We start from the raw sequence: 12,164 nt of genomic DNA, 5'->3' as shown, positions 1-12,164 counted from the left end.
TCCTATAGTCTGGTCCCCATGGGTCATTTTGCCAACCATGTTTCCTTCCCTGATATCCACTGCGGTCAAAACGCGTGAATTCCGATCTCAACCGGCCGCTCGGACAAAGCGGCAAACTGCCAGACTCAAAAGCTGACAAGTCATCCGCGATCCGCTGGCTATCTCCATTGGCTGCGATTGTTTGTGTTCTTGGTCTTGCCTCGCTCGTCACCTACACCAGCCATCAAGGCTTCCGAAGGCCCATACCTGAACCGCCAAAGCCGCAGATTGCGGAGGCCGCACCGGCCACTATCCCGCCACTGGTCCCAGCACATGACACTCAAAGCCAGCCAGGCAATATCGTCACGGCGCCTGAAGGCGGCCCCAAGGTAATCGTCGTTGGCGATCCTGCACGCCGCGCCCAGGATCCGCGCAGTGCCCATATCCCCGAACCCGATATGCTGGAGCAAAGCCCGCAGGGGCCATTGCCCATAGTCGCGCCCGATGGCCGTCGCCCGCTCGATATCTATGCCCGGCCATGGTCAGGCGCGCGCGGTGCTCGCGTCGCCATTGTCATCGGGGGGTTAGGTCTGTCGCAAACCGGGTCCCAACAGGCGATCCGGACGCTGCCTCCCGAAGTGACACTGGCCTTCTCGCCGGAAGGCAACAGCCTCCTCCGCTGGATGCAGGCAGCGCGTCAGGATGGCCATGAAGTCCTGATTCAGATCCCGCTCGAACCCTACGACTATCCGCGGGTCAACCCGGGACGCAACACGCTGACCGTGGGTGCGTCTCCCGCGGCGACTTTGGAAAACCTGCACCGAACAATGGGCCGTATCACCAACTATACAGGTGTCATGAACTATATGGGCGCGCGCTTCACTGCTGAACCAGATGCGATGACCCCTGTTATTCAAGATATTGCCAAGCGTGGTCTGCTCTACCTGGACGACGGCACATCGGCGCGCAGCAAAGCCGAAGGCATTGCCGCGCAACAGGGCGCACCTTTCGCAGCAGCCGACCTGTTGATTGACGCTTCGCAGGATCGCGGCACGATTCTGAAGAAGCTTGATGAACTGGAGCGCATTGCCCGTGCCAAGGGTACTGCCATCGCCACTGGCTCCGCCTTCGACGTGACAGTGGAGGCGGTCACATCATGGGCCAATGAGGCTAAGGCGCGCGGTATAGAGATCGTTCCTGTCTCCGCCCTTGTCCGCGATCCGCAAAAAGGTTAGCAACCGGTGGCCCGGAGTATTTTGCATGAGCAAGAACAAGAAACCTGTCGATCCCGTATCCCTGCCCTACCGGCCCTGCGTCGGCATCATGGTACTAAACCGGCAAGGTCTGGTCTGGGCCGGGCACCGCATAGTCACGGCCAATGACGAAATGGATGGTGCAACGCAGCTGTGGCAAATGCCGCAAGGCGGCATCGATCAAGGAGAGAACCCCGAGCCGGCAGCGTTGCGCGAACTTTATGAAGAGACAGGGATGAAATCCGTATCTCTCCTCACCGAAGCACCTAATTGGATTAACTACGATTTGCCACCTCATCTTGTTGGCGTTGCTCTGAAAGGCAAATATCGCGGCCAGACGCAAAAGTGGTTCGCCTATCGCTTCGAGGGCAATGAAACCGAAATTGCGATCAACCCGCCTCCCGGCGGTCACACGGCCGAATTCGACGAATGGGCGTGGAAACCCATGGCACAATTGCCCGACCTCATCGTTCCCTTCAAGCGCAAGGTCTATGAAGAAGTGGTCGCAGCGTTCAGGCATTTAGTGGACTAAATTTTATCTCGTGCCACCTGCCAGATCTCACCGATTAACGCATGTTCTCGATATTCATTGTATGCCCAATCAACGCCTCGAGCATTGTGTCCCAGTCGTCCGGATGCAGTTCATGACCGCCTCCTTCAATTTCGACCAGCTTCGACGCTGGCACGATCTTGATGAATTCGCGGCCATGTTCGACGGGAAAGATGGGATCAGACGCGCCGTGGATAACAAGAAGCGGTGCTTGAAGGCGAGGGAGTTGACCCTTCCATTGATCTCCGCTGGAAATCACGAAGTGGTTGGTTGCACTTTCAAATCTCCGCGCCCGGTCGTAATCCGTTTCGATGAAGTCTCGCGCATGTTGCTCGTCAAATGGATGTCTCGTACTGGAAATAGCGCGGACATCAGCAAGCATGAACTCGATGACCTGCGTTCGATCCGACCAATCCAGATCGGCGTAACTGGCGGAATGCTCTGTGTAGGCGGCAGTCATTCCAGGTAGGTGAGCGGTATCAACGCCGACAGGCGAAGTGCTTATCAGTGTCAGTGTTCGCGATCGTTCCGGATATTTCAATGCTACAAGTTGTGCGATCATGCCTCCCATCGACATACCAACAATATGCGCCGACGAAATGCCGTAGCCGTCGAGCACACGAACTGCATCGTCGGCCATGTCGTCGAAGCTGTATTCAGGTTTGCCAACCGGATAGTTTGTCGAAAGCCCCGTATCACGATTGTCATAGCGAATGACATAACAGCCTTGTTTTGCGAGCCGCTGGCAAAACTCTTTCGGCCACCACAGCATCGAGGCCATGGCGCCCATGATCAGCAGGATTGCTGGATCATCCGAATTGCCGAATGCCTCGCTCGCCAGCTCGACGTCATCTGTCTTGACTACTCTTGTCTGCATACCGTCACCTTGAAACAGCCTTCTCTACACTCGCTCGCTAAATGTCACTGAGGCAAGCGGTCCAAATCATCGTAGAGCGCTTGACCGTGTTTATAAAGTTTCTCGAAGAATATCTGCATCGGCGCGTACGTTTCGGACCAACGCGGGTCCGGTATTATTTCATCAACGTAGGAAACATAAGCGTCCACGGACGCTTCCCAGTTGGCAAAGCGCCCGGTCGCGGTGGCAGCCATGATGGCGCAGCCGATAATGCTACATTCAGCTTCAGCGGGCACAAGAATCGGTATGTTGTAGACGCTGGCCTTGATCCTCATCCAGAGCTTCGTCTTCGCGCCGCCGCCGGAAGCGATTATTCGTTCAAGGGGCACCCCCGAAATGGCATCGAGAACATTGATGTGACGCTTCACCGCGAAGGCAACACCTTCAAGAATTGCACGGTGCATATGCGCAAGCCCGTGTGATGCACCTATCCCGAAATATTGCGCACGCACATTGCGATGTTCGCCAAGCCGCTCACCCGCCAGATACGGCATGAAGAATAGCCTTTCCGATCCCGGCGGGGCTTCTTCAGCCCTCGCAACGATATCGGAATATGATAGCTGCTTTTCGTGAAAGGCCCGGCGCGCCCAACGCATCGCGTCCCCGCCCGATTCCAGCAGCATGAAGGCGCCCCAATTACCTTCGACAGTGCCAACATTGCAGACGGCTGCGTCAAGCAGCGGCTGATCCGAAACGGCAGTTATGATCGCGGAAGTGCCCATGACCTCCGACCCGACGCCCGGACGGCACACACCCGATCCAAGGAGCGCAGCCGGATAGTCCCCTGCCCCAACAAGGACCGGCGTCCCCTCGCGCAAGCCGGTCTCGATCGCTGCTTTTTCGGTCACGTAACCAAGAATCTCTACCGGATTTCGCAATGGCGCCAGCTTGGCCCTGTCGAGGCCGAGAAGCGCTATCATCCTGTCTGACCATTCACCGGTCTGCGGGTCCATGAGGAAGCTTGCGCGCCCATCGGTCCGGTCCATGGCGATTTCGCCGCTCAACCGCAAATTGATATAGTCCTTTGGCATAAGGACTGCCGCCGTCCGCCGGTAGGCATCAGGGTCATTGTCGCGCAGCCACTGTAGCTTGAAACCCGGCCAGGCTGGAGTCGCCGGATTGGCAGAGTCAGCGACGTAGCTTTCCGGCCGATGCAGCTTTTCGAAAGCTGCGACGTAGCCGACTGTGCGTTTGTCGTTCCACAGCGGTGCGGTATCACGTACCAGTTTGCCGGCATCGTCCACGAGCACGGTACCGTGCATCTGGCCGCAGGCGGCAATGGCATCGATATTGGAACGCGCACGTGGGACCTTGTCTAGCACTTCGCGGATCGTCACCACAACGCCCTGCCACCAATCGTCGGGCCGCTGTTCCGACCAGCCGAATTGCGGCACGATCTGCTCGTGTTCCCGCGCGGCAATCACGAGGATTTTGCCCTTGGAATCCACCAGCGCGCTTCGCACACTTCCCGTGCCTACATCGATCGCAAGCGTGAGCTTACCTGCCAAGTGCTTCGCCCGTACTCTTCAAGAACAGATGCATCCTTTCGACATCGATCGGAATATTGACAATATCATCGGGACGGATCGGCGATCCCGCGGCGACCTGTGCCGTGAATGGCGCCGTTCCTGTCTTGCCGATGGCAAGCGTGTGGGGTCCGAGCGGTTCGATATCCGCCACGTTTAACGGCACCGTTGGAAACGATCCCGTCGCAATCATTGTGTGCTCCGGCCTGATACCAAGCACGACCTCTTCGTCGGCCGCGGGTGCCAACGCTTGCATTCGATGTGCCGGTATTGGCACTGTCACATCATTCCCCGCCCGAAAGCTGAGCCCGCTACCATCCCGCTCAAGCCGACCTTCAATGAAGTTCATGCTCGGTGCCCCGATGAATGCAGCGACAAACAGATTTTTCGGTGACTCATAGAGTGTAATCGGGTCCGCCGCCTGCTCGATGCGTCCCTGGTTCATCACAACGACACGATCAGCCATCGTCATCGCCTCTACTTGGTCGTGCGTCACATAGACGATGGTAGTTTTCAGGCGGCGGTGCAGAAGCTTGATCTCGGTTCGCATTTCAATACGCAGCTTGGCATCGAGATTGGAAAGCGGCTCGTCGAACAAAAAGACTTCCGGCTGGCGCACAATGGCACGGCCGATGGCGACGCGCTGGCGTTGTCCGCCCGAAAGCGCGCTCGGCTTGCGCTGCAGATATGCGCCGAGGTTGAGAATCCGCGCCGCGTTTGCGACCGATGTTTCAATGTCGGCCTTTGATGTACCCCGTACTTTCATGCCATAGCCAATATTCTCGGCGACCGTCATGTGGGGATAAAGCGCATAGTTCTGGAACACCATCGAACAGTTGCGCAAACCTGGACGGAGATTGGTGACATCACGGTCACCTATGCGGATTTCTCCGGACGTCGCCTGCTCCAGGCCGGCGATCATGCGCAGTGTTGTCGTCTTCCCGCAACCTGAGGGCCCGACAAGCACAACGAATTCCTTGTCAGCGATCACCAGATCAAGTGGTGGAATAACCTCGACTTTGCCGAACGATTTGGTGACCTGTTGCAAACGCACTAGGGACATGCTGTGCCTTTTTCATACGAACTCCGTCGCGCTGCTACAGCTGCGACGGACGCTTCATTGCCCGTCTCGAACTATCCCGCCCACACCAGACGCGGGTGGGATAGTGACTTGTCGTTATTTTGCCGGGAGGCCCATCGACGAGCGATAGGCCGCAAGCTGCTTGTCGCGGCCAAAATCATCGGTCAGCTTGTTCCATCCCTGCGCCACCGTATCGAGCGCCTGCTGGGGCGTCACCTCGCCGGCCAACGCTTTCGACAGCTCGATCTCCAGAATTTCCGTGTAGGAGAAATAGCCCGGCAAGCGCATGTCAAGCGCCGTGTTCTTGGCGGTGACGGCATCTTTCTGGGCACCGAGATATTCCTTGGCCTCACGTGGTGAGAATATCTTCGACCAAAGATCGGCGTTGGTCGTATGCGAGATGCGATACGGGTTGACCCCCGTGCCACCGGTGATCGCCGCCTGTCCTGACACAGCGGGACTGGACAGGAACTTGATATAGTCCCAAGCCGCATCCTGATTTTTGGATGAAGCGGGAACAGCCGCCTGCCACCCGCCGAACGCCATGAACGATGTCTGGATTACGTTATCGAACTTGTCCCACTTCTTGGTCTTGTAGTTCCATATTTCGTCAGAACCCGGCAGGGATGCCGAGCCGACATTGCCGGCGACCTTTGATTGCTTGGGATCGGCACCAATAACGCCGGTATCACCCCAGCCAATCGACTCCGCCACCTGACCACCGGCGAATGCTGCATTGACTTCGCCGAAGGAAAAATTCAGCGCGTTAGGCGGTGCGAGCTTGGACGCCTTTATGTACTCCTCAAGCCCGCGTACCCAGCCAGGATTGTTAACCTGGGCATCCATCGTGTCCGGATCAAAGAACATGGCGCCCGGATTGTCCGGATGGCTTGTATATCCGGCAACATGGCTGAAGAGGAACCAGAATTGCTGTCCGCCGCGGCGGAAAGCCTCTGCCGTACCCCACAGTCCGTTCGCTGGCTGCTGGAAGAATTCAGCGATATCGAGATACTGCTTCCAGGTTTTTGGCGGCGCCAGATCGTAGCCATACTTGACTTTGAATGCCGTCTGGTTTTCCGGCTTGTCAAACAGATCGATACGGTAGGTATAGGTATGCGCATCGCCGTCCATCGTCTGCGACAGAACCTTGCCATTCCAGACCATCAGCTGTTCACGATAAACTGGAGCGATATCCTCCCAGTCCGCACCGGACTGCATAGCCTTGGGCATTTCCGACAGATAGTCGGTGAAATCCGGCGCCCAGGCCGGTGCGAAGGCGATCACGTCGAATGTGTCTTCGCCCGATGTCAGCGATGTTACGATCTTCGGATAGAGCTCCGACCATGGAAATTCGACGATGTTCACTTTGCCGCAGGTTTTCTCCGTCCAGCCCTTGGCGGCAAGCTGTAGCGCGGAAGCGATATATGGTCCGGTCTGCGTCGTCGCTGTCAAGGTGATGCCGGTATAGTCGGGATCGCAGGCAAGCGCCGATGATGTCCCGGCTATCGCGAGCAGACCTGCAGCCGTAGTACTCAATAGCAATCTTCTCATGTTTTCCTCCCTGGAATTATGATGATCAGTTATTGTGAATGCTTATTTTATCGCTCCCAGAAGCAGGCCGGATCGCATCAGCCTGCTCAGAATTCCAGCCATGATAACCATGGGTATGATTGCAACCAAGGCAGCCGCCGAAATCGACCACCATTCGTCACCGCGCTGGCTGTTTTGACCCGCAACGAGAATCGGAAGAGTCTGCCACCTGGTGTTCGTCAGAAACAGCGCAAACAAAAACTCGTTCCAGACAAACGCTAGCGTAATCATGAACGTCGCTATCAGTCCTGGCTTCGACATTGGCACCACGATGCCAAAGAATATTCTCCACGAGGGAACATTATCCACCATCGCCGCTTCCTCCACCTCGATGGGCAATGCGGCAAAGAAATCGCGCATCAGCCAGATCACGATCGGTAGTGAAAAAGCGACATAGGCGAAGGTCAGGCCGGTATAGGTATCGACGAGCTTGAACCCGAGCTTTCCCATTTCAGTATACATCAGAAACAACGCGAATGCTGCGACGATCGGCGGAAACATGCGCTGGCTGACGAACCAGAAGACAATGTCGTCGTTGCCTAAAATGGGACCGGGGAGCCGTATCCGGCTGGAGCCGATAGCGAGTGCGAGGGCTGCGACAAAGGCATAGATGAGCGATGTCGCTTGACCGAGACCCGCAACGTGTCGTCCGAGCAGGTATCCACCGAAAGCCACTACGACGAATATAACGCCCGTCAGAAGTTTGACCTCGAAGGTGAACCTCACGAGGGCATAGGCTGCCATCGAACCTATCGCCGTTGCGATGACCGAGGCCGAAAGGCCGACGATCGTCGATGCCATGAAGGTGTTGTAGAACTGTCCGCGCTGGCCCGACAAAAGTTCGCTCCAGGCTGTCAATGTCGGTTCAAAATCGACAAAAGGCAGGTATGTCGGCCCGCCAACAACGCCCAATGGTGATTTGAACGACGTTATCGCCACCCAATAGAGCGGGAAGAAGGTGAACGCCAGCCAAAGCAGGCAGCCTGCAAGCGCCCACCAGCGTCCATTTCCCTTCAGGTCCCTCACACTCATTTGTGTTTCTCCAGATAGGGCTTCAGGATCGCGAGATAGACAAGGCCGATAACCGTGATGACCATCAGGAACAGGAAAGACAGCGCCGACGTGTAACCAAGATTGAACTTCTTGAAGCCTTCCTGGTAGGCGAACAGCGTCAGGGTTTCGGTTGAAATCCCTGGGCCCCCACCGGTCATGACAAACACCGTATCGATAATCTTGTAGCTCTCGATCAGCCGGATAAACACCACCGCCACCGAAATTGGCAGCATCATCGGGAAGGTGATCCCCCAGAACTGCTGCCATGAGCTGGCATTCTCAAGCGCTGCGGCCTCGTAGACATCATCTGGCAAGGTCTGCAGCCCTGCAAGCAACATCAGCATGACGAAGGGCGTCCATTGCCAGACCTCAACCGAAATAATCGCCCCGATTGCCCATCTCGTCTGTGTCAGGAAGGGCAGGTTGGGAAAGCCGAAAAATGTCATCAGCTCATTGAGCGGCCCCATGGTCGGGTTGAGGATTTGCCGCGCGATCAAAGCGACGGCGACGGGCGCTACAAGCATCGGCAGCAAAAAACTGACGCGGAACAGACCCTCGCCCGGAACATTTCGGTTGAGCGCGAGCGCCACGGAGAAGCCGATCACATACTGCAAGGCGACGGAGATGAAGGCGATAATCGTCGTGGTCCACGCCACGTGCCAGAACCGTGGATTTTGCAGAAGTTCAGCATAGTTGCCGAATCCGACGAATCTTGGCGGAATTGGCGGGACGAGCCGCAAGCTCATGAAACTGGTCGTCAGCGAATAGATCAACGGAAATATGGAAATCACCAGGACGATCAGCAGCGCCGGCCAGATGAAGAAATGCTTGATCGGATCATTTCGTGTCATACCGCACCGCTGATGCAGCAAACTGCGATCCGGAAGCAGGATACCTTAAAAGCCGGCATAGATCTCCTCCCACCAAGGACCTGACCTCGATGAATTCCCCCATCTTATTTGTAGCGTAATTACGCAATTTTTTTCAGTCAACACAATTCTACCCCGAATGACAGCAAGCGAGCGCCCTGCTCGCATTACAAATATTCGCTTGCGCCCGCACTTTTGTAGTTTTATGTAATTTTACTACAAAACGGAGATTGACCACGTTGCGCGAACCGGTCGCCTGCCTCGTAGACCCTTATGCCGGCGGAATGAGCGGGCACACCGGCCGTTATGAAAAGCGCTTGAGCGACCTCGCCGGGATCTATGAGAACATACAAGCGCATGGGGCGCTCGTAAAAAGCCTGAATGATCCTGTCGTCTACAATGTCGAAGATTTTCAACCGGGCTCGCATGCCGGCGACCTTAATTACGGCGTCACCCGCATGAATCCCGGGCGCGTCGACAGGGAGTTTTTCCTCACGCGCGGTCACATTCATGCGAAGGCGGATCGGCCGGAGATTTATTATGGTCAAAGCGGTCGCGGTCTCATACAGTTGGAATCGCCGGAGGGCGAGACACGCATCGTGGAAATCACGGCGCAGACCATCTGCTATGTTCCGCCATACTGGATTCACCGTTCCATCAACATCGGTGAAACGGACCTTGTGATGGTCTTCGCTTACCCTTCCGATAGCGGCCAGGATTACAGCATCATCCAAAAATCAAACGGAATGCGCCATCGCGTTATGAGTAGTGGTGAGGGGTGGGAACTGGTGGACAACACCTCTTATAACCCACGAACAGGCGAAGAGGTCGCTGCGCTCATGAAGAATTATACCTGATCAGAAAAGCACTCATCTGGAGAACCGTAAGTGACCTCTTACTCACCAGCGACGTCGCCCACCCTTTACTTCATCGGCGTCACAACCGGCATAAGCTCCATCATGAAGGTGTTTCCCGCATGGGCCCAGTATCTCGGGCTTGAAAGCGCTGTCATCAAGGGCATCGATTTCAAGCTTCATGACGATCCTGCCGCCTACCGCGAAGCTGTGGCGTTCATTCGGGACGATCCCCTTGCTCTCGGCGCGCTGGTGACGACTCACAAAATCGATCTCTTTCACGCTTGCCGCGATATGTTCGACGGCATCGATCCGCTCGCACAATTGATGGGTGAAACAAGCTGCATCTCCAAACGTGATGGCAAGCTGATCTGTCATGCGAAAGATCCCATTTCGTCCGGGCTTGCCATCGATGACTTTCTCGGCGAGCAGTATTTTGCTGGTAGTGCAGCTCATCTCTTCTGCATGGGCGCAGGCGGCTCCACAATTGCGATCACCTGGCACCTGATGCGGCGTTCGCGCGGTGAGGATGTCCCCGGAAGGATACTCGTGTCCGACCGCATGCAGGAACGGCTGGATGAAATCCGCCGCATTCATGAACAGATCGTGAGCGTCGTCCCCATAGAGTACGTCCTGGCCTCTGAGACTGGAGCGAACGACGATGTGTTGCGCGCGCTCAATCCGGGCTCTCTCGTCATCAATGCGACGGGCCTCGGCAAGGATGCACCAGGCTCGCCATTGTCCAACGCCTGCCAATTTCCCGAACGTTCTGTGGTATGGGACCTCAACTATCGAGGCGATCTGATTTTTCTCGGCCAGGCACGCAGCCAGCAACAGAGCCGTAATCTGCAGATTGTGGATGGCTGGACCTACTTCCTGCATGGCTGGACGCAGGTAATCGCTGAAGTCTTCAATATTGAAATCCCTGTGGCGGGGCCGTCGTTCGATCGCATTTCCGCAATCGCTCTCGAAGCATCGGAGCGATAGCGATGCATAGAGAAGCGGACGATAACGAAAGGGACGCACGCTCAGGTCGGAACATGATAGAAATTATCCGTGCGATGCGGGCCGGCCTGCGCAAATCCGATCGCAAGGTTGCGGATGTGGTTCTAAAGGAGCCCCAACGAATCCTGAACGCGACAGTGGGTGAGACTGCAACACTTGCCGAGGTCAGTCAGCCTACGGTTCTGCGCTTTGCTATGGCAATCGGGTGCAAAGGTTTCCAGGATTTCAAGATACGGCTCGCGCAAAGCCTGGCTTTCGGCACACCGGCGACTCATTCGGTCCTGCTCGATACCGACGAGCCGGAGACCGTGGCTGAGAAAATCTTCGAGTACACCATGACCAGTCTCGATTGGGCGAGATCACACCTTGACAGGGCCGCGCTGCACAAAGCCATCGATATTCTCGCCCAAGCCCGGACCATCGAATTTTTTGGCTTTGGCGCGTCGGGCATCGTTGCGCGCGACGCACAGCAGAAATTTCCACTCTTTGGTGTGCCTTGCGGTGCACAGCTCGATTCACATCAGCAAATCATGATCGCCTCAATGATGAAGCAAGGCGATGTTGCCTTCGTGATTTCCAATACGGGAACAACCCGTTCCATTATAGAGATTGCCCGTATTGCTCGCGCAAACGGTGCCCCCGTTATTTGTCTGACGGGCTCGGACTCGCCGCTCGCCAGTTACTGTGACGTGGCTTTGATCGTCGAGACTCTTGAGAACACCAATATGTATACGCCAACCATCTCGCGCATCGCAGCGCTCGTCGTGATCGATATTCTGTCGACCAGCGTGGCGATGCGCCGTCCCCTCGAAGATCAAGCGCGGATTCACAATATGAAGCGGCAACTGAGTGATATGCGCAAAGTCCAGATTTGAGAGCCTGGTGCTACGAAGCAATCTCGTAGACGATGCGATCGCGTCCCTGGTTCTTGGCCCGGTAGAGGCATTCATCCGCAGCATTGACCAGTTGTTCCAGTGTTTGCCCAGGCTCATGAAAGGCAACACCGATGCTGACCGTCAATGACAGTTCGCTCCGGGCAACTTTCCTGGATATCGCTCGAACATCCAGCAATATTCCATGTGCCACCCACGATGCTTTGCCATAGTCCGCATCGGCCAGGAAAACTGCAAATTCTTCACCGCCGAAACGCGCCGACATCGCATCGACCCAATCGCTTTCCAATGAGCGTTCCGATCTCTTGTAGCGCATCATCTCCTGCGGCATGTCCAAATCGATGGTTGACCGACTTGAAGTGATCGGCATCTATATAGAGCACGGCCCCGGCACTGAGAACAGGATTGTTGCCAAGGAGCATCTGCTCGACCTTCAAATAGAACTCATGACGTGTCGACAGTCCGGTCATTCCATCTTTGCGGAATGCGATGTCGAGCTCGTGTGCCATAACCTTCAGGCGATAGTTCAATCCGACCAGAAATGCTCCAAGCGGCCCTCCGACGATGATAACGATAAGCGTTGTCAGAAGGATTG

Annotated in this window: 11 protein-coding genes and 1 pseudogene; 5 read left to right on the top strand and 7 right to left on the bottom strand. The window is 56.0% G+C overall.

Features of this window, described 5'->3' with window-relative positions; genetic code table 11:
- The first annotated feature begins 74 nt into the window (after positions 1-74).
- Together N8E88_RS19330 and N8E88_RS19325 are read left to right on the top strand one after the other, a co-directional pair.
- Complete coding sequence (locus N8E88_RS19330; protein WP_262295094.1) at positions 75-1,214, top strand: divergent polysaccharide deacetylase family protein; 1,140 nt, start codon at positions 75-77, stop codon at positions 1,212-1,214.
- 25 nt (positions 1,215-1,239) lie between these two features.
- Positions 1,240-1,764, top strand: coding sequence for an RNA pyrophosphohydrolase (locus tag N8E88_RS19325; protein ID WP_262295093.1), 525 nt, complete (start codon positions 1,240-1,242; stop codon positions 1,762-1,764).
- Positions 1,765-1,798: 34 nt separating this feature from the next.
- On the opposite strand, the gene N8E88_RS19320 is transcribed toward N8E88_RS19325, so the two are convergent.
- From N8E88_RS19320 to N8E88_RS19295, 6 genes are all read right to left on the bottom strand, one after another.
- The gene (locus N8E88_RS19320; RefSeq protein ID WP_262295092.1) at positions 1,799-2,659 is read right to left on the bottom strand and encodes an alpha/beta fold hydrolase; all 861 of its coding nucleotides are present in this window, start codon (positions 2,657-2,659) and stop codon (positions 1,799-1,801) included.
- Between the two features lie 44 nt (positions 2,660-2,703).
- Positions 2,704-4,206: a xylulokinase gene (locus tag N8E88_RS19315; protein WP_262295091.1), complete on the bottom strand. Its 1,503-nt coding sequence runs from the start codon at positions 4,204-4,206 to the stop codon at positions 2,704-2,706.
- Positions 4,196-5,287: an ABC transporter ATP-binding protein gene (locus N8E88_RS19310; RefSeq protein WP_262295090.1), complete on the bottom strand. Its 1,092-nt coding sequence runs from the start codon at positions 5,285-5,287 to the stop codon at positions 4,196-4,198. The genes N8E88_RS19315 and N8E88_RS19310 overlap by 11 nt, the downstream gene beginning before the upstream one ends.
- 114 nt (positions 5,288-5,401) lie before the next feature.
- Positions 5,402-6,856: an ABC transporter substrate-binding protein gene (locus N8E88_RS19305; protein ID WP_262295089.1), complete on the bottom strand. Its 1,455-nt coding sequence runs from the start codon at positions 6,854-6,856 to the stop codon at positions 5,402-5,404.
- Positions 6,857-6,898: 42 nt separating this feature from the next.
- Positions 6,899-7,927 (bottom strand): carbohydrate ABC transporter permease, encoded by a 1,029-nt coding sequence (locus N8E88_RS19300; RefSeq protein WP_262295088.1) that lies wholly within the window; start codon positions 7,925-7,927, stop codon positions 6,899-6,901.
- Positions 7,924-8,799: a carbohydrate ABC transporter permease gene (locus N8E88_RS19295; RefSeq protein ID WP_262295087.1), complete on the bottom strand. Its 876-nt coding sequence runs from the start codon at positions 8,797-8,799 to the stop codon at positions 7,924-7,926. The genes N8E88_RS19300 and N8E88_RS19295 overlap by 4 nt, the downstream gene beginning before the upstream one ends.
- Before the next feature lie 248 nt (positions 8,800-9,047).
- Here N8E88_RS19295 and N8E88_RS19290 point away from each other — a divergent pair, with 248 nt between their 5' ends.
- Genes N8E88_RS19290 through N8E88_RS19280 form a run of 3 tightly spaced genes read left to right on the top strand, consistent with a single transcriptional unit; the run spans position 9,048 to position 11,551 of the window.
- Positions 9,048-9,674 (top strand): glucose-6-phosphate isomerase, encoded by a 627-nt coding sequence (locus N8E88_RS19290; protein ID WP_410010663.1) that lies wholly within the window; start codon positions 9,048-9,050, stop codon positions 9,672-9,674.
- A gap of 30 nt (positions 9,675-9,704) precedes the next feature.
- A complete protein-coding gene (locus tag N8E88_RS19285; protein ID WP_262295085.1) occupies positions 9,705-10,658 on the top strand; it encodes a shikimate dehydrogenase family protein in 954 nt (317 codons plus the stop codon).
- A gap of 53 nt (positions 10,659-10,711) precedes the next feature.
- Positions 10,712-11,551: an SIS domain-containing protein gene (locus tag N8E88_RS19280; RefSeq protein ID WP_262295084.1), complete on the top strand. Its 840-nt coding sequence runs from the start codon at positions 10,712-10,714 to the stop codon at positions 11,549-11,551.
- A 10-nt stretch (positions 11,552-11,561) separates the two neighbouring features.
- Here N8E88_RS19280 and N8E88_RS19275 read toward each other — a convergent pair.
- Positions 11,562-11,991: pseudogene (locus N8E88_RS19275) on the bottom strand (GGDEF domain-containing protein).
- Positions 11,992-12,164: the final 173 nt, after the last annotated feature.

The organism is Phyllobacterium zundukense (assembly GCF_025452195.1).
Classification (GTDB): domain Bacteria; phylum Pseudomonadota; class Alphaproteobacteria; order Rhizobiales; family Rhizobiaceae; genus Phyllobacterium; species Phyllobacterium zundukense_A.
Note: the sequence above shows the minus strand (reverse complement) of the source record. Positions and strands in the feature narration are given on the sequence as shown.